The 18,717-nt window shown below is 37.4% G+C and carries 19 protein-coding genes; 6 read left to right on the top strand and 13 right to left on the bottom strand.

The window, feature by feature from the left end; all coding sequences use genetic code 11:
- Window positions 1–13 precede the first annotated feature (13 nt).
- Window positions 14–829, top strand: coding sequence for a mechanosensitive ion channel family protein (locus tag ABD000_RS12320; protein WP_343768034.1), 816 nt, complete (start codon window positions 14–16; stop codon window positions 827–829).
- 45 nt (window positions 830–874) lie between these two features.
- Here ABD000_RS12320 and ABD000_RS12315 read toward each other — a convergent pair whose 3' ends face one another.
- Window positions 875–1,102, bottom strand: a complete 228-nt coding sequence (locus ABD000_RS12315; protein ID WP_343768032.1) for a DUF2905 domain-containing protein — start codon at window positions 1,100–1,102, stop codon at window positions 875–877.
- Between the two features lie 81 nt (window positions 1,103–1,183).
- Between ABD000_RS12315 and ABD000_RS12310 the strand changes: the two genes are divergently transcribed.
- Window positions 1,184–1,642, top strand: a complete 459-nt coding sequence (locus tag ABD000_RS12310; RefSeq protein ID WP_425545364.1) for a DUF2237 family protein — start codon at window positions 1,184–1,186, stop codon at window positions 1,640–1,642.
- Between the two features lie 106 nt (window positions 1,643–1,748).
- Complete coding sequence (locus ABD000_RS12305; RefSeq protein WP_343768030.1) at window positions 1,749–2,336, top strand: hypothetical protein; 588 nt, start codon at window positions 1,749–1,751, stop codon at window positions 2,334–2,336.
- On the opposite strand, the gene ABD000_RS12300 is transcribed toward ABD000_RS12305, so the two are convergent.
- Complete coding sequence (locus ABD000_RS12300; protein WP_343768028.1) at window positions 2,333–3,427, bottom strand: heparan-alpha-glucosaminide N-acetyltransferase domain-containing protein; 1,095 nt, start codon at window positions 3,425–3,427, stop codon at window positions 2,333–2,335. The genes ABD000_RS12305 and ABD000_RS12300 overlap by 4 nt on opposite strands.
- Window positions 3,427–4,530: a serine hydrolase domain-containing protein gene (locus tag ABD000_RS12295; RefSeq protein WP_343768026.1), complete on the bottom strand. Its 1,104-nt coding sequence runs from the start codon at window positions 4,528–4,530 to the stop codon at window positions 3,427–3,429. The genes ABD000_RS12300 and ABD000_RS12295 overlap by 1 nt, the downstream gene beginning before the upstream one ends.
- Window positions 4,531–4,651: 121 nt before the next feature.
- On the opposite strand from ABD000_RS12295, the gene ABD000_RS12290 reads away from it, so the two are divergent.
- Window positions 4,652–5,458 carry a zinc-dependent peptidase gene (locus ABD000_RS12290; RefSeq protein ID WP_343768024.1) on the top strand — a complete coding sequence of 269 codons (807 nt, stop codon included), beginning with the start codon at window positions 4,652–4,654 and terminating at the stop codon, window positions 5,456–5,458.
- Here the strand turns inward: ABD000_RS12290 and ABD000_RS12285 are convergent.
- The 7 genes from ABD000_RS12285 to rpsO form a co-directional block, all read right to left on the bottom strand.
- Window positions 5,455–6,441, bottom strand: a complete 987-nt coding sequence (locus ABD000_RS12285) for a YpdA family putative bacillithiol disulfide reductase (RefSeq protein ID WP_343768022.1) — start codon at window positions 6,439–6,441, stop codon at window positions 5,455–5,457. The genes ABD000_RS12290 and ABD000_RS12285 overlap by 4 nt on opposite strands.
- The gene (gene rpe, locus ABD000_RS12280; RefSeq protein ID WP_343768020.1) at window positions 6,438–7,097 is read right to left on the bottom strand and encodes a ribulose-phosphate 3-epimerase; all 660 of its coding nucleotides are present in this window, start codon (window positions 7,095–7,097) and stop codon (window positions 6,438–6,440) included. Before rpe ends, ABD000_RS12285 begins: the two co-directional genes overlap by 4 nt.
- 37 nt (window positions 7,098–7,134) lie before the next feature.
- A complete protein-coding gene (locus ABD000_RS12275) occupies window positions 7,135–7,536 on the bottom strand; it encodes a BLUF domain-containing protein (RefSeq protein ID WP_343768018.1) in 402 nt (133 codons plus the stop codon).
- Window positions 7,537–7,694: 158 nt separating this feature from the next.
- On the bottom strand, window positions 7,695–8,558 hold the full coding sequence (locus tag ABD000_RS12270) for a sigma-70 family RNA polymerase sigma factor (RefSeq protein WP_343768016.1): 864 nt from the start codon (window positions 8,556–8,558) through the stop codon (window positions 7,695–7,697).
- 103 nt (window positions 8,559–8,661) lie between these two features.
- Window positions 8,662–9,519 carry a putative capsular polysaccharide synthesis family protein gene (locus ABD000_RS12265; protein ID WP_343768014.1) on the bottom strand — a complete coding sequence of 286 codons (858 nt, stop codon included), beginning with the start codon at window positions 9,517–9,519 and terminating at the stop codon, window positions 8,662–8,664.
- A gap of 102 nt (window positions 9,520–9,621) precedes the next feature.
- A complete protein-coding gene (locus tag ABD000_RS12260; RefSeq protein WP_343768012.1) occupies window positions 9,622–11,850 on the bottom strand; it encodes a polyribonucleotide nucleotidyltransferase in 2,229 nt (742 codons plus the stop codon).
- A 224-nt stretch (window positions 11,851–12,074) separates the two neighbouring features.
- Entirely contained in the window at window positions 12,075–12,344 is a 270-nt protein-coding gene (rpsO, locus tag ABD000_RS12255) for a 30S ribosomal protein S15 (protein ID WP_343768009.1), read from the bottom strand.
- Between the two features lie 146 nt (window positions 12,345–12,490).
- Between rpsO and ABD000_RS12250 the strand changes: the two genes are divergently transcribed.
- Window positions 12,491–13,315 carry a hypothetical protein gene (locus ABD000_RS12250; protein WP_343768006.1) on the top strand — a complete coding sequence of 275 codons (825 nt, stop codon included), beginning with the start codon at window positions 12,491–12,493 and terminating at the stop codon, window positions 13,313–13,315.
- A 45-nt stretch (window positions 13,316–13,360) separates the two neighbouring features.
- Here ABD000_RS12250 and accD read toward each other — a convergent pair whose 3' ends face one another.
- From accD to tamL, 3 genes are read right to left on the bottom strand one after another with little or no spacing between them, the layout of a single operon-like run.
- Complete coding sequence (accD, locus tag ABD000_RS12245; RefSeq protein ID WP_343768003.1) at window positions 13,361–14,215, bottom strand: acetyl-CoA carboxylase, carboxyltransferase subunit beta; 855 nt, start codon at window positions 14,213–14,215, stop codon at window positions 13,361–13,363.
- Window positions 14,216–14,255: 40 nt separating this feature from the next.
- Entirely contained in the window at window positions 14,256–15,329 is a 1,074-nt protein-coding gene (gene fbaA, locus ABD000_RS12240) for a class II fructose-bisphosphate aldolase (protein WP_343768001.1), read from the bottom strand.
- Between the two features lie 46 nt (window positions 15,330–15,375).
- The gene (gene tamL, locus ABD000_RS12235) at window positions 15,376–17,958 is read right to left on the bottom strand and encodes a translocation and assembly module lipoprotein TamL (RefSeq protein ID WP_343767999.1); all 2,583 of its coding nucleotides are present in this window, start codon (window positions 17,956–17,958) and stop codon (window positions 15,376–15,378) included.
- A gap of 37 nt (window positions 17,959–17,995) precedes the next feature.
- On the opposite strand from tamL, the gene ABD000_RS12230 reads away from it, so the two are divergent.
- A complete protein-coding gene (locus ABD000_RS12230; RefSeq protein WP_343767996.1) occupies window positions 17,996–18,715 on the top strand; it encodes a TrmH family RNA methyltransferase in 720 nt (239 codons plus the stop codon).
- Window positions 18,716–18,717 lie beyond the last annotated feature (2 nt).

The following is an 18,717-nucleotide window of genomic DNA, read 5'->3' as shown; positions in this document are numbered from 1 at the left end:
AAATTGACAAGACATGGATAATGCACAGTTGTGGATAGACGAGGGAATTAAACTAATTGCTTATTATACTCCTAAAGTATTGGCAGCTTTGGTTATACTCATCATTGGTTGGTATTTGATCAAGAAAGTACTTAGGGTGATTGATCGGGTCATGGAAAAGCGAGAATATGACCTATCGCTAAGAAAATTCCTACATAATCTGGCTTCTTGGGCACTAAAGATATTTCTAATTGTTACGGTAGTTTCTACCTTAGGAATTGAAACAACCAGCTTAGCTGCCGTTATCGCTGCTGCCGGTTTAGCCATTGGATTAGCCTTACAAGGTTCACTGTCTAATTTTGCCGGCGGAGTCTTGATCATGGTATTTAAACCGTATAAGATCGGAGATTTCATTGAAGCTCAAGGTGTAAAGGGAACAGTAAAGGAAATCGAAATTTTTACCACCAAGCTAAATACGTTTGAGAATAGACTGGCGATAGTACCCAATGGTCAACTGGCTAATGGCAATATCATCAACTATTCTGCTGAAGAAAACCTGCGACTAGAATTAGTCGTTGGAGTGGGTTACGGTGAAAAAATTGATGAGGTTAGAGCCACGTTACAAGATATTATTCAGGCAGATGAACGTATTCTCGCTGATCCGGCTCCGCAGATTTTGGTCAAAGAATTAGCATCAAGCTCTGTAAACTTTGGGGTGAGGATGTGGACCTTTAGAGACAATTACTGGCCCTTAAACTTTGACCTTACAGAACAGGTGAAGAAGACCTTTGATGCAAAAGGCATTGAGATTCCTTATCCCCATCAGGTGGAGATCCATAAGCAGGAGTAATTCCTAAGCTTATCAAAAGTATAAATCCCGCTTAGGTGGGATTTGTTATTTCAGGTAGTTGAGCAAATAAAGAATCTTTGAAATGAGCACACTAAGTACTACACAGGAAACAATGAGGAAGTAAATGCTTCCGCTTTCACGTTTTATGATAATATCACCGGGGAGTTTAAACAAACTCAAACCAAAACGCTCTGCGACTAAGCTGATCAATCCAATGAGCACAACTAAAAGTCCAATTCCTATTAAAGTTTTTCCGGTAGAAGAAGAAAACATAGCCTTTACCTTTCTTCAAAATTAGCATTTTATTACCACCTGCCAGATTCATTCTTCAGTATCTTTAATAGAAAATAAAGCATGAAATCACCTCTTAGAGTATTGTACATGATGGTGGCGCTAGGCATGAGTGCTTTTTTAATGAGTATGATAGCTATGAAACATAAGGCCGAAGAGAACCCCCAAAATGTATTGGGAAGCGAACTAAAAACTTGCTGCATAGACCCCATGACGGGATTTTACAGAGACGGAAGCTGTAAAACAGGATCTGAAGATCAAGGAACTCATGTAGTGTGTGCACAAATGACCGAAGAGTTTTTACGTTTTACCAAATCAAAAGGGAATGATCTCTCTACGCCAATCCCTGCCTATAATTTTCCCGGATTGAAACCCGGCGACAAATGGTGCTTATGCGCACTGCGATGGAGAGAGGCACTCAAGGCAGATAAAGCTCCGCCGGTTATATTAGAACGCACCAATGCTAAGGCGCTGGACTATGTAAGCATGGAGGAATTAAAGGCGAATGAATTAGTTGAATGACAAAACTATTCTGAATGAAGTGAAAAAATCTTTTAAAGCTGCACTACTGCATTTTTAGTAAATCGATTTTATAACACATAACCTAATAACTCTTAACGTAAAAGCCATGACCCGCGTACGCTTAGAAATAGATGAAGTAATGATCCACCGCCCCAAAAAACGATGGAAATTATATTTTGTAATTGCAGCCAGCCATCCAGATGATAAAAACAAGATGATTGTTACTGCATTGCCTTCTGAGCCTTTTAAACTAAGTAAACGACACGATAATTCGTTTATGTTTGATACTGATGAAGTGGGGTCAGAGGGATTATTTGTGTTAAGTCAAGAAATCCCAAGAAACAGAGAATTGAATGTACATATTCATTTGCGGCATACCCGCAGATCTTCCCGAAACTTAGGGGAAGTGCTTAAAGATATTCAAAATGGAATGGGAAAACAGGCCTTTGATATTGTCACTGATATTGTTGGAACAGCCAGTGTTCCCTGGTTGGTGATTGCCAAAAAAGCAGTGCCGCTCATCGGTCAAATTTTAAGTGAACTGCCAGACCGTGACTTTGGGTTTTTAAGTGCGTTCGAACGTTTTGGACCAGAGTTTGAAGACCAAACTGAAATTGACCGAATAAAAGATTTTACCGGCGACGCTTCGCTAGTGTACAGCTGGTCAGTTGACGAGGAACCTATGATCGCCTAGTCTTTTGAATAGTTTAAGATTTTTCGGGCACCTTTATAAATCCATTCGTTTGTTCTCACCCTATTTAACGCGATCACGGTAATAAAAAATAAAAATAAAATAGCTCCAAAAATGGCTTGAGTTCCTGTAAGTTCTTTCGAAAAGTAATTAGACAATCCTATTTGAAATATTCCGCCGTATAATACGATATAATGGATCATATAGATGGAAAGGGTTTTTTGACCAATAGAAGTGATCCATGGTTTATTGAGATAATTTTCTGCTACATATAAAATGGCCATAATCAATAAGACATTACCCAGTCGTGTAAAGAGGTAGTTAAAATTGGCAGAATCGCTAAAAATTTGAACACCCGTAGCGTAATGTAATTTCATCAATATAGCTGAAGAGTACCATAACAGAGTGGCGCCCAAAACTCCAAAAAGGCTAAGAGCTACAACCTTCAAATATTTTTTTGTATTAAAATAGTAAAACAGAAGCCCTATTAACGCACCGTAAAAGACATAACCAATCCACGGAATAATAGTAAAAACAGAACCCTGTGCTTTTGTAACGTAATTTGCAATAGCTAGCGGAATATAACTGGGAATATCTAAATTTCTATATGCCGGTTCATATAAAAATAGTACCGTTCCTAAGAACAGCAACAATCCCGAAAATAAATAAGGTACTCTATTGAAGCACCAAAATAAAAAAAGTAAACATAAAATCGATAATCCTATACAGTGCAGGACATCAACCTTTAAGAATAAATCAAGATTTATATCTCCCCATATCCATGAAAATAACTGAACCTTAAGTAAATATCCCAGCAGGATAAGTAGAAATCCACGCTGAATACCTTTTTTAAATCGCTTGGATAAAGTTTTATTTTCTTTTGCACGTAATAACAGATACATAAACACCACTCCAGAAATGGTAAAAAAGGTAGGTGCCGTAATACCTCGTATGTATTTCCAAATCAAAAATATCCCGTTGGTCTCGTCCCTATAGGCAGTGGACATTAGCGTATCAACAAAATGTCCTTGCAACATCATCAAGATCGCGAATGCTCTGGTGAGATCAATAAAGATTAGACGTTTAGGTTGCATTAAATATCACGATTTGACACAATGGATTGAACAATAAGGGCCAGGTATTCTCGTGTAATAAGAGAATTACAATTCGTATTCGCTAGAAAAGAAATGACAAGTTCCTCATTAGGGTATATTAGTAAATATGTAGAGGCACCTACACCACCGCCGCTGTGACCATAGTATGGTCTATTGAACTGATCTGTACCAATCTCCCATCCAAGTCCGTAAGAAATAGCTTTATCATCAATTCGTTGTTTTGAAACAAATTGCTTTTTAATTGGGTTTAGAACAATACTATTATTTCGCCAGGAGTTGCCAAAAGAAAGTATGTCACTTACGTTAGCGTAGAAACCACCACCACCCAGCTTGTAAAAGTTTTCAACGGGTTTAGCCTCACGAACTTTTTTGGATTTTGTTTTTTGATAAAAAGAAGTAAGGTTTGCGTTAGGAATATCACTTATATTATGGTAAACATGTTCTAGCGCTAAAGGTTTTATAAGTTTTTGTTGAACGATTTCCTCAAACGGAGTTTTGGTCTCTTCCTGTATCGCCAGTGATATCAAGTTAAAACCAAATGTACTGTAAAGGAACTTTGTGCCGGGTTGATATTCCAATGAATCGTTTATAAACAAATTAATTCCTTCCCTTATGGAGCGGGATTCATTGAGCATAAATTCATTTCCTCGGTATGATCGAATGCCACCTGTATGAAAAGCTAATTGTCTAATTAAAATAGGATAATTTTTTTTAGGAAAGTAGGGGATATATTCATGCACTGATTTGTCAAGCTCCATGATCCCCTCATTAACTAATACAGCAAGAGTTGCAGCTGTAATGGCCTTAGAAATGCTAGCCAATCTAAACACGGTAGTAGAATCTACTTTTTGTTTTTCAGCTTTATTTGCATATCCTAAATAATCCTGATAAACCAGCGAATCTGCAATACTAATTTGTAATGCCAGTCCTACTAATTTTTCCTTGCGTTTTAATTTTTTAAGGATACGATGCTGTTCCTTAAATATGACAGGATATTGTTTTTGAGCAAATACCCGGTTTGAGTTAGAAAATAATATACCGATGCCCAAAAAAATGAGCAAATACGAGTTGATCCTTTTCATTTAAAGACGAATATACTATTTCCTTAAAAGATTTGTTACCTTATGCAACCCGTTACGACCAAATCTTCATGAAACCTTATAAGCTACGTTTCTTATTTTCCTACAGCCAAATCTTTTTCACATGGTAGGAATAATAATTATTATTATAGTCTTCACGGCAATGCTGATTTTTTTTTCAATAAATGCTGTTGAATCATTATATGTTTTAAAAAGACAGCGTCCTCTTTATGTACACTTTTACATTAGATTAAAAGATATATCTGTGCAAGAACAGCAGTTTTTACTCAAGGAGTTTACATTTTACGCTAACCTTTCTCAAAGATACAAGCGTTTTTTTAGACATCGATTAGCAGTGTTTATGGAAGATAAAGTATTTGTTTCAAGAGAGGGTCAAGAAATTACTTCGCAGGTAAAGCTTTTAATAAGTGCAACTGCCATAATGCTCACGTTTGGGATGCGCAACTATACGCTGGATATTTTAGAACGTATTATTGTTTACCCTTCATCATTTTTTAGCCGAACGAATAAACATCAACATTTGGGCGAGTTCAATCGCGCATTTAAGTCGCTAGCCTTGTCATGGGAGGGAGTTCAAAGGGGATTTGAGAATGAACACGACAATTTAAATTTGGCTATCCATGAGTTTACGCACGTACTTCATTTTAATAGCCGAAAATTTAAAGATGTAAGTAGTACAATCTTTTCAGATGGATATGATCAATTAGAAAAGTATCTTTCTAACAAAAAAAATTTAGCTAAGCTGAAGGGATCTACACACTTTAGAACGTACATGTATACCAACCAATTTGAATTCCTGGCGGTGCTCATTGAACATTTTATTGAATCTCCAGTTTACCTGAAGCAAAACTTTCCAGAGCTTTATACCTTATCCAAACGTATGCTCAATTTTAGATTCGCGGGATACTAGTTTTTTGTGTCCAATACCGTATGCTTAGAAGAGATATCTTCTAAAATCTTTTTGGCATGAACCCTTGAGTTTTCGATGAACCATTTATGGGTTTCCATCCCACCACAAATGACTCCGGCAAGATAAAGACCTTTTACATTCGTTTCCATAGTTTCTTCATTGTATTCGGGTATTTGGCTGTCATCATTAGATAGGTTTACGCCAAGATGTTTTAAGAAATGAAAGTTTGGTTTATATCCTGTAAGCGCTAAAACAAAATTATTTTCAAGTGTTTTTTCACCTTTAGGAGTATCAATGATAATAAAAATAGGTTTTATCTCTTTTACGGTACTGTTGTAGAAAACGTCAATACTCCCTTCTTTAATGCGATTTTCAATATCTGGCTTAACCCAGTATTTAACGCGGTCGCTAATTGATTCACCTCGAATGATCATGGACACCTCTGCACCTTTACGATAACATTCTAAGGCCGCGTCAACAGCTGAGTTACTCGCACCGATTACAGCGACTTTTTGCATTGCGTATAAGTGAGGATCATTGTAATAATGGCTCACTTTAGGTAAATCTTCCCCCGGAATATTTAATAGATTTGGTATGTCATAAAAGCCTGTAGCGAGAATTAAAAAACGGGAAGTATAGGTACCTTTGGTAGTGTTTACTGTAAATAATTCTTCGGTTTTATTGACTTCTTTTACGGTTTCAAATAAATTAATATTGAGCTGATTGCTGGTGACTATTCTTCTGTAATACTCTAACGCTTCATCTCTTTTTGGTTTAGCCTCTTTACTTATAAAAGGAATAGAATCAATCTCCAATTTCTCTGAAGAGGAGAAAAACTGCATATTCACAGGATAATGATATAAAGAGTTTACGATGGTCCCTTTTTCAATAATCAGGTAATCAATTCCCTTATTATTTGCCGCTAGGCCACAGGCGATTCCAATAGGACCACCACCAATAATAATAAGTTCAACGTTTTTCAAGATACCAATGCCTTTAGGTGTTTAATTATACCTAATTGATCTTTGCTTTTAAATACATAGCTTCCGGCTACAAGAACATCAGCACCAGCCTCAATCAACTTCTCAGCATTTTGATCAGTAACTCCGCCATCAATTTCAATTTTAGTGGTTGCCCCAGTTTTATGAATAAGTGCTTTGAGCTTCTTAATTTTTGCGTACGTATTTTCAATGAATTTTTGACCACCAAAACCCGGATTGACGCTCATCAAACAAACCATGTCAATATCTGTGATGACATCTTCTAATAAATCAATATTTGTATGAGGATTTAGTGCGACACCGGCTTCCATTCCTTCAGCTTTAATAGCTTGTAGCGTACGATGTAAATGGGTGCAGGCCTCATAATGAACGGTGAGTATATCTGCACCCAATCCAGCGAACGTACTTATGTAACGATCCGGATCAATGATCATTAAATGAACATCAATTGTTTTGGATGCATGTTTAACGATATCCCTTAACACTGGCATTCCAAAGGATATATTGGGAACGAATACACCATCCATGATATCAATATGAAACCAATCGGCTTCACTTTGATTGACCATTTCAACATCACGTTGTAGGTTGGCAAAATCAGCTGCTAGGATAGAAGGAGCAATAATTTTTGGAGTCATGAGGAGTTCTTTGACCACAAAAATACTGTTCTATCCCTTAAATCGCCATAAATTTATCTAAAAGGTAGGAAACTGCTTCTCTAGATTGATTTTGTTTGGACGTTTCTCTTAAGTGCTCTTTTAGGGCATACATGCTTTGCTTGCTGTCAGCAATGGTGAATGAGGATTCATATTGATCAAAGGTGTACTCCTCAATCTCCTTTTCATATAATTTGATAATCATGTGGTGGCGATCATCAGATTTAATATTTTCAAATAATGGTTTGACTAGTTCTTTGGGACCCTCTAAAATTTGAAAAAAATTACCATCGGTATAAATGAAAGCACCATGTATGTCATGAGCTTCATTCCATGTAACACTATCTACCATAAGCTGTTTGATCTCCTGTGGAGTTATGGTTGCTGATGCGGTACTGCAATAACAGATAGTATAAATCATAATACATTTACGAATTTGTAAATATATCAATTAAACAGATGTTAATAAAGAAAAACCTCCGGTAATCAGCCGGAGGTCATTCATCAATCAAAAAACGAACAGTATAATTCCCACATGAATGGGAATCTGGTACCGTCGTACTCGTCTTAGGATGTTGTCTATCCTAAATAGGTCTTTAGTATTTTACTTCTGGACGTATGTTTTAAACGTCTAATTGCTTTTTCCTTGATTTGTCTCACACGCTCACGTGTCAAGTCAAAGGTTTCTCCAATTTCTTCAAGTGTCATTGGATGTTGATCTCCTAATCCAAAATACAGTCGAATCACATCTGCTTCACGAGGAGTAAGTGTTTCTAATGCACGTTCTATCTCAATACGTAGTGATTCATGTAATAAATCCTTATCTGGATTTGGTGATTCACCTGATCGTAAAACATCGTACAAGTTAGAATCTTCTCCTTCAACAAGAGGTGCATCCATACTTACGTGACGGCCAGAGTTTTTCATAGACTCTTTCACATCACTAATGGTCATATCCAATTCCTTTGCAATTTCCTCAGCACTTGGTGGACGCTCATTAGCTTGCTCAAGATAAGCAAATGTTTTATTAATTTTATTAATCGAACCAATCTTGTTTAAAGGTAAACGAACAATACGAGATTGCTCTGCCAGTGCTTGAAGAATAGATTGTCTAATCCACCACACCGCATAGGAGATAAATTTAAATCCTCGGGTTTCATCAAAACGTTTAGCCGCTTTAATTAATCCTAAGTTTCCTTCGTTAATTAAATCTGGAAGTGTTAATCCTTGGTTTTGATATTGTTTAGCAACGGATACTACGAATCTAAGGTTCGCTTTAGTGAGCTTCTCTAGTGCACGATCGTCACCAGCTTTGATTCGCTGAGCTAATTCTACCTCTTCTTCAGCAGTGATTAGATCTACTTTACCTATTTCTTGTAAATACTTATCTAAGGAAGCGGTTTCACGATTGGTGACCTGCTTCGTAATTTTGAGCTGTCTCATTTACGATATGATTGTTTGAAAGATTATTGTGAAAAGTGTTCTTTGGGGCATTTACATAATTATACGTAAAACAACAGTAAAAAGTTACAATTTGGACAAAATTTTAAATATTCCACCTTTTCTTAAATTCAATTCTCTTTTCTTCACTATAAAAATGAGCCATTAATTTTGAACTGTATACACGATCAAGAATTTCATTGGGAATCTTCACGTTTGAAACAGCGTCTTTATAGGTTGAATTTTGCTGCACATTTGATCTAATAGAAGTCAACGAATTTTCTACACTAAGAAACTCAGAGATTACAGTAGGCATTAACGCATCAATTTTTTCCATGTGTAGAACCAGTAAATTGACATTTCCCTTTCGTATGATGACATACCCTTGTTCAGGGTCAAAGGAATGCTCAAAGACATCAATATCAAAACATGCCTTAACTTCTTTATCAAACCAATTGAGGGGATAATGAAAAAAATTAGGTCGCTTTAATACGAATTCATTAAAAAATTTTGACACTAGCTGACTATTGGCTTGACCTTGCTCATCCTGTATATTCTTTTCGGCAATGGTAGGAAGTTTATATAATGAAGATATTTGACGCGCAATTACATCTCTAACACTGGAAATAATATAAATATCTCGTTGAGGTAAATTCTTCAACACCCTACGCAATCTATTCACCTCTAATAAATGATACGGTATGCGTTTAGATTTAAAATTATTAGTTTCAGTAATCCAATTATTTTTAATCCCTGATTTAGATAGAAAGTGCGTGTGAAATACAGCTAATGAAGCATCTTGTTTAAGCGATCTTTCTAGAGTTGTAGATCCTACCTGCCCCATGGTATGTACAATTACGGGTATTTTACCCTGCTTAATGGGTAAAATAGCTGCTCTGGCTTTTTTTTCTGCTCTAAGGTATTGTTTAAAATTCTTTCTTAGGTAAATGTATTTTTTGATCAAAAGGAGCTGTTTGAATAGAAATTGAAAGCTCTAAAAAAAAAATGATTCCTCCAAATAATTGCTATTTGAAGGAATCGTTCTTATAAACTAAAGAAATTGGTTTTACTTATCTTCTCTAGGTTTTCTATCGTCTCTACGATTGTCTCTACCGCGATTATCACGACCACCTCGACCTTTATCATCTCTGGGCGGGCGTGCTACATAACCTTCAGGTTTAGGTAAAATAGCTTTACGAGAAACTTTTTCTTTGCGGGTTCTTGGATCTAATCCAAAGTATTTCACATCAAGTACATCACCAATATTCACGATATCAGTAACATTATCTGTACGTTCCCACGCTAGTTCAGAAATGTGTAACAACACTTCATTCCCCGGAGCTTCGACATATTCTACCACGGCGCCAAAGTCAAGTACTTTAATCACTTTAACTTCGTAGATACTTCCTTTTTCTGGCTTAAAGGTGATTGATTCAATTTTAGCTAAAACTGCATCAATTCCTTCTTGGTTTGTACCAAGAATTTCTACGATACCTTCTTCGGTCACAGGATCTTCATTGATCACAATTGTGGTTTTGGTCTCTTTTTGTAGTTCTTGGATTACTTTACCACCTGGTCCAATTAAGGCGCCAATATATTCGTTAGGAATAGTTCTGGTGACCATTTTAGGAGCATGTGCTTTTACATCATCACGTGGAGTCTCAATCGTATCTGTTAGTTTTTCAAGGATATGTAAGCGTCCATCACGGGCTTGCTTTAAGGCGTTTACCAGAATTTCATATGAAAGTCCTTTCACTTTGATATCCATTTGACAAGCAGTGATACCATCTCTAGTACCTGTTACCTTAAAGTCCATATCTCCCAAGTGATCTTCATCACCAAGAATATCAGACAGTACAGCATACTTACCAGAATCTCCATCACTAATTAATCCCATCGCGATACCAGAAACAGGTTTTTTAAGATTAACACCAGCATCCATTAATGCCATCGTACCAGAACATACAGTCGCCATTGATGATGACCCATTAGATTCTAATACTTCACTTACCACACGTACGGTGTACGGGCAATCTGCGGGAATCATACCTTTAAGGGCACGTTGCGCCAGGTTACCGTGTCCTACTTCTCTACGTGAAGTACCTCGAATTGGTCGCGCTTCACCCGTTGAGAACGGAGGGAAGTTGTAGTGTAAGTAAAAGGTTTCTTCACCCTCAAATGATGGCATATCAATTTGATTTGCTTCACGCGAAGTACCTAAAGTTACGGTAGCTAACGCCTGAGTTTCACCACGGGTAAAAATAGCAGAACCGTGCGTAGATGGCAGGTAGTCCACCTCACACCAGATTGGTCTGATTTCATCTGTTTTTCTGCCATCAAGACGTTTACCTTCAGTTAAGGTAAGGTCTCTAATCGCAGCTTTTTCAGCTTTATAGAAGTATTTTGAGACTAAATCACCAAAATCTTCCAATTCCTCTTCAGTAAAGGTAGCTTTTACCTCTTCTTTTATTTCCGCGAAAGCGTTACTGCGTTCTTTTTTCGAAGAACCTGCTTTAGCAATTTCATATACTTTATCATAGGTAAGGTCATGTACTTTCTTCTCAAGATCTGCATCCTCACGCTCAGCATCATACTCACGCACCTCTTTTTTACCAAAAGCCTCAGCAAGCCTTATTTGAGCCTCACATTGCTTTTTAATCGCTTCGTGGGCAAATTTGATGGCTTCTACCATTTCTTCTTCAGAAATTTCTCCCATCTCACCTTCAACCATCATCACAGAATCGGCAGAAGCTCCAATCATCATATCGATGTCAGATTCTTCTAATTGCGCTCTGGTGGGGTTGATGATAAATTCACCGTTTACGCGACCTACACGGGCTTCAGAAATCGCACATTCAAATGGAAAGTCTGAAAGCTGGATCGCAGCAGATGCGGCTAGACCTGCCATTGCATCTGGCATAACATCATCATCATGAGACATCAATTGGATCATTACCTGTGTTTCTGCATGGTAATCCTTAGGGAAGAGTGGGCGTAATACACGATCTACTAAACGCATCGTCAACACCTCACCATCACTTGGACGTGCTTCACGCTTAAAGAAACCACCCGGGTAACGACCCGCAGCAGCAAATTTTTCGCGATAATCCACCGTAAGGGGTAAGAAATCTACATCACTTTGTTTGTAATTGGAAACAACGGTACACAATAGCATACACTTTCCTGATTGTACCACAACACTCCCGTGGGCTTGCTTGGCTAATTTTCCGGTTTCGATAGAAATTTCTCTACCGTCACCAAGGTCAATGACCTCTTTGTAAACTTTTGGAATCATACTTTTTAATTCAGCAGGAGTATTTTCCTACTATTAAACAATGGTCTTTTGCTTGAATAAGCAGTTGTTGTTGTGTTGTGAAGGTTTAGACCAATGAGAAATGCTTTATGCACTTTTAAGCTAATTATTACATCGTAATAATCGGTACTATGTTGAAGCGAACTGCTCCAGGATATTTCAATAAACTAAAAAGAGAGGGCGCGCCCTCTCTTTTTCTATAACTCTTACTTTCTTAATCCTAATTCTTTAACAATCGCACGGTATCTGTTGATATCCTTTTTAGTTAAATAATCAAGCAGAGCTCTACGCTTACCTACTAGCATTACCAGCGAACGCTCTGTGTTGTAATCCTTACGATTTTTCTTTAAATGCTCAGACAAGTGAGCAATTCGATGCGTGAATAACGCAATTTGTCCCTCAGCAGAACCGGTATCCTTTTTACTGCTACCGTGCTTAGCGAACATTTCTTCTTTCTTTTCTTTAGTCAAATACATGCCAATATTTATTTAAATGATTTTTATGTATGTTTTTTCAAACAGGGTGCAAATATACTCTTTTTTAGAGAAACCGAAATAAATATTGTCCTCATTAAACTTTTTACGATTGATTTAGTCCTACTACAAAACAAAACATACGTATTATGAAACAAATATCTAAAATTTGGGCCCTACAAATCACCTTGGGTGCTCTACTATTGAATTCTTGTGAGCAATCTCAAGTTGAAGTTGCTGCAATCTCTGCCGAAGAAGTCGCCGTGGAGGCAAAAGCCAACCAAATTTCTGATCAAAGTGTCGATATTGTTGATCAATTTGTACAGGAAGAAGAGAATAAACAAGCAGGGAAATCCATAATCAACTCCTTTTTTAATCCATGTGTAAGTGCAACCATAAGTAATGATACTAATGTAACGTCAATTGAACTTGATTTTGGCGATGGATGTACACTTGAAAACGGGCATGTTGCTGCCGGGCAAATTTTTATAACCGTAATGACGGAGTCTCAAGTATCGCGTGAGATTAACTATACCTATCAAGATTTTTCTTTAAGTGGCAATCTCATAGAGGGTGGAGGAAAGATTATCAGAGTAAAGGAAAATGCTAATGCCAATCCGCAAAGTACATTTACAGCTGACGTTGCCATTCAATTAGAAGACAGCGGAGTTTTAGTGAACCGAAGCATAGCAAAAACCAGAGAATGGATTGCCGGAGTAGGAACAGGCACGTGGACAGACAATGTTTATCTCGTAACAGGTAGCTGGACGTCACAGACCAGTAACGGATTTAGCAAAAGCGCAGAAGTAACACAAGAATTGACCAGACGATTAGACTGCCCCATATTTGTAAGTGGTGTTGTTTCGCTTGCGCGGAATAATAGAAGCGGTGAACTCAACTATGGTGAAGGGGAGTGTGACTCATTGGCCACATTAACCGTAAACGGAAACGATTACACCATTTATATTGACTAAGTTGGTATAGTAAATCAAAAAAACCGCCGATCGGCGGTTTTTTTATTATCTCAAATGTTGATTTAAAATAAGGTCAATGTATTTATTGACATTGTCTTTTAAGTTTTTACGGTGGGAGATAAAATCTAAAAAACCATGCTCTTGCACAAACTCGGCTGACTGGAAGCCTTCAGGTAACTCTTTGCCCGTTGTATCTCGCACTACACGTGGCCCTGCAAATCCAATTAATGCGCCGGGTTCACTAATATTAATATCTCCCAGCATCGCAAAAGAGGCTGTCGTTCCACCGGTGGTAGGATCGGTACATAAGGAGATGTAAGGAATTTTAGCATCATCTAGTTGAGCTAGTTTCGCAGAGGTTTTTGCCAGCTGCATCAATGAATAGGCTGCCTCCATCATACGTGCTCCACCAGATTTAGAGATCATCATAAATGGAGTTTTGTGTTCAAGTGCATACGCTGCAGCGCGGGCAATCTTTTCTCCCACAACAGAGCCCATTGATCCACCAATAAACCTAAAATCCATACAGGCAACCACTAAATCTTTTCCTTTAGATTTTCCTACCGCGGTTCGCACAGCATCTTTTAAGCCCGTTTTTTTTTGAGCTTCTTTTAAGCGGTCAACATATTTCTTACTGTCCTCAAATTTTAAAGGATCCTTAGACGTAAGGTTTTTGTCTAATTCTTTAAATTTATTATCATCAAAAAGAATTTCAAAATATTCTTCACTGCCAATTCTTACATGATAATCATCCTCTGGACTTACATAATAGTTCTGCTCCAGTTCTTTAGATTCAACGATTTTACCTGTTGGAGATTTATACCATAATCCTTTAGGAACATCTTTTTTATCTTCAGTAGGAGTTTGAATTCCTTTTTGCGTACGTTTAAACCAAGCCATATTTTACGATTGTATTAATTGAACGATAAGCCTGGATCCTCTATTTAGAAAGGGTATCGACATTGTTCAAATCTTCAAATGCTTTTTTGAGACGATTGATGAAGGTAAGTTCACCTTCTCTTAACCATTTACGGGGATCATAATGTTTTTTATTGGGTTGATCCTCCCCATCTGGATTTCCAATTTGAGTGGCAAGATAATCTTTCTTAGCATGCATATACTCAAAAATGCCTTTAGTAAAGGCAAATTGAAGATCAGTATCAATATTCATTTTAATGACACCATACCCAATGGCTTCTCTAATTTCTTCCAGAGTTGATCCGCTTCCGCCATGAAAAACAAAATCAATGTGATTTTCTTCTACGCCATATTTTTTAGTCACAAACTCCTGAGAATTCTTGAGAATTTTCGGCGTTAATTTTACATTTCCCGGCTTGTATACACCGTGAACATTTCCAAACGCTGCGGCAATGGTGAATTGATCACTTACCTTGCTTAATTCTTCGTATGCGTATGCCACTTCTTCTGGTTGGGTGTACAATTTTGAATCATCAACATCTGTATTGTCTACGCCGTCCTCTTCACCTCCCGTGATTCCCAATTCTATTTCTAACGTCATACCCATTTTAGACATGCGCTTAAGGTATTTTTTACAGATCTCAATATTTTCTTCGAGTGGTTCTTCACTCAAATCGATCATATGAGAGCTATATAATGGCTTACCGGTTTCTTTATAATGTTTTTCGCTGGCATCTAAAAGGCCGTCTATCCAGGGTAATAGTTTTTTAGCACAGTGATCAGTATGTAGAATTACTGTAGCACCATAAGCATTTGCAAGCTCATGTACGTGCCTTGCACCGGCTACACCACCAGCTATAGCAGCTTGTTGATTTTCATTTGATAAGCCCTTCCCCGCATTGAATTGAGCGCCACCATTAGAAAACTGGATAATTACCGGAGAATTTAATGCTGCGGCTGTTTCAAGGACACTATTTATGGTGTTTGAACCAACAACATTGACCGCCGGTAAGGCATAACCATGTTTTTTAGCGTGATTGAAAATAGCTTGAACTTCTTTTCCGGTGGCAACACCAGGTTGAATAGAATGACTCATTTTATTGGTTTAGTTGTAAGATTACAAAAATAACAAATTCTGTCACTTAGAAGGGGTAATTAATTCCAAAATGGTATACGGTATTTGCAAAATTATAATTAGCAAACCATTGGTTGCCTTCACGACCCGGTTCGTAGGTTTTAAATCCGGCATCTGCACGTATCACAAAAATGTTTACATCGTACCTTATTCCAAAACCTGATCCAATGGCAAGTTCTTTTAAATCTGTAAAAGAGTCAAACACGGCTTCGGTATCATCGACATTATCATAAATATTCCAAATATTCCCAATATCGGTAAACAGCCCCAGATTAAAACTCCCAAAAAGATTAAAACGATATTCAGCATTAAATGCCAATTTCATATTAGCTTCATTAAATTCATCTGGTCCACCTGTACTACCCGGTCCTAAGGTGTATGCTTGCCAGCCTCTGTTATCATTAGGCCCACCTGCAAAGAAACTACGTGCAAACGGGATACTGTTTGAGTTTCCATAAGGTAGGGCCAGTCCACCCAGAGCACGTACAGCAATTACCTGCTGCTCACCTATTTCCCAGTGTTTAATAAAATCCAATTCCAGTTTGGCATATTGTGAGAATTGGACCCCAAATAAATCATACGTTTCGTCTTGATTTTGCTCAAGACCAATAAGTGGAGCTAATAAAGCTAAAGAATTGCCGGCAAGTTCAAACTGTGCTCTAAAACGGGAATAATCCTCATCATTGATTCCTCTACGTGTGTTCTTTAGGTAGCTAAAGTTTGATGCAAGGATAAAGTTATCTTCGGTTAGTCTGTCCCTACGTTCATCAATGGTATTTAATGTCTGCTCTTCATCATTTGTTAACCCGCTTAAGAGCTCATTTTCAAAGTCTGAAAGCAGGGAGGAGGTACCAAAGGGGATGCTAAGCTCCAACGGATCTTCTAATTCTCCTGTCTCATCAGTCTTGAAATAACTTTCATTGATTGATTCAAAATTTTCCGCTGCGATTTCATTTAAACGGGTAAAAGAATTGGTGTATACATTAAAATAATTCTCCACATTTAAATTACGCACATACTGCAAATTAACCAAATCAAAATTAAGTCTAAGAATTGGTTTGGGTTTCCAGTTATAGCTAAATCTTCCGGTGACGTTTCGTTTGTCAAGTCCTATGTTTTGCTGCGAACTTACCCCGGTGCTTACCTGAGTAAACGGAGACATGGATTTCTTAATAAATTTTTCAGTATTGATAGGGAAGAGTATCCGGGGAATAGAGAGGGTGAGATCTGCACCAATTTCAGAAATATTGAAAAATCTGTCCTGGCTGCTGGTTGCAGCATCGTCTGAAGAACCAAAACTCCCCCTACCTGAAAGTTCCAATGTTTCCAGTCTGTTGAATACATTTCTAACTAACACGGATCCTCCAAGTGCGATTCCTAAATCCTGAATATTACTTCTGGAGACATCAAAATTTACGCTAGCACCAAAGCGTTTTCTAGGTTCTAAAAATATATTGCTGATTAATTTTGTTCCCGTACTATCTCTGGGATCTGGTTGATAAATAATATTGCCATAACTCAAATTAAACGTGCGCAGTTCTGCAATGCGTTGAGCGGTTAGCGTTCGGTTTAAATCAGCATAAACATCTCCTTTTTTAATAAAAAGAACATCAGTAAGTGATTTAGGGGTGTATTTTATCCCGTTATAGGCATAAAAATTGTAACCTTCATAACTGGTCGTATCGGTTAAGAATTTGTTTCGGTTTTCAAAAGAATAGTCGGTAAACACATTCACCTCACTTATTTTATGGACTTTATAAGGTACTGTAAAGGTAGAATCCCCACGTGTGATGCTTCGGTTATCAACGATAAGCTTTACGTCAATCTTATTACCAGTTTGAATAGTATCTGCCTCAAATTTTATGGCTTCCTGATCAAAATGATACAATCCATTATTCCTAAATAAGGTCGTAATACGATCCCTTTCAATATTAAAATCAAGGGTTTTATATTGAGTATCTTCTTTTATGAACGATTTGCGTTTTGCACTAGAATAAATGGAATCTGCCACGGAGCTTTCAATTGCTCTGGAGATACTATCAATGACATAAGGTTTGCCGGTGTCAATGTTATAATCTATGCTTCCACGTTGATCCTCCTTATATTCGATCGTATAATCTACAGCCGCATCAAACCAACCGTGATTATAATACCACTCCTTTAAACGATTTGCAGAATTCTGTGCAGCTTCATCACTAATAATACTGGGAGCTTGACCACTGGTTCGTTTAAATTCATTCCAGTTTCGATATATTACCCCAAGTCGTTTTACTTGCTTTTGAGAAATTAGACTATTGAGCCTATCAGGTCGTTTTGGCTTTCGGTATAACCATTCATTAAAAAGGCTATCAGGATTCTTTTTAGCTTCATTAAATAAAAATAGTTTAAGTGGAAAAAATCCTATCCCCGCATTTGGTTTGAGCGAAAGTTGACTGTTTATACCATAATCGGTTACCTTATCGCCATTTTCGAGAATAGTATTTTTAGTAAGGAGATATTCGTCATCATCCAGCTTTTTTACAGCATTACAAGATTGTACGAGTATAACTATTACGGCAAGAAGTAATATTTTAGCTGAAAATCTTTTCAACAAGGAGTCATTATTCATTCAAAAATACATTTTTTGCATGGTTAGCAAAAGCCAAATTAAGTTAATACTAAGTCTGTCTCAAAAAAAGTACCGTAATAAGCATGGACTGTTTGTAGCCGAAGGAATTAAAGTGATTAATGAGTTGATTAACTCCTCTTTTAAATTATCCTTGCTCTTAACAGCTGAAGGTTTTTTTGAAGAAATTTCCACTCGTATTATTATAACGGATCGTGAACTTAAATCAATATCTAATTTAAGCACACCGCAAAAAGCTTTAGCCATTTTTGAAATACCTCAAGCTAGTGCGATTAAGGTAGATACACTCGTAGTCGCCTTAGATGGAGTTAGGGATCCTGGTAATTTAGGAACAATCATTCGATTGTGTGACTGGTTTGGCGTCAAACAGCTACTTTGCTCTCATGATACTGTGGATGCCTATAATCCTAAAGTGATACAGGCTACAATGGGATCTATAGCAAGGGTAGAAGTGCATTATCTTGATCTTAAAGCGTTCGTAATAAATTCATCAATCCCGGTCTACGGTACGTTTATGGATGGCGTAGCTGTACAACATGAGGAATTGAGTTCTCCGGCGGTATTGGTTTTGGGCAATGAGGCAAATGGAATTTCTAATGAGGTTGAAGACGCAGTAACTAGCCGCATTAGTATTTCACCTTATGGTAAGAACCCACAGACCGAAAGTCTCAATGTCGCAACAGCTGCAGCAATCTTCTTACACGAATTTAGACGTGGATAAAT

Origin of the sequence: Gangjinia marincola, from assembly GCF_039523415.1 — a bacterium.
Classification (GTDB): Bacteria; Bacteroidota; Bacteroidia; order Flavobacteriales; family Flavobacteriaceae; genus Gangjinia; species Gangjinia marincola.
This window is presented reverse-complemented; position numbering and strand designations above follow the sequence as displayed.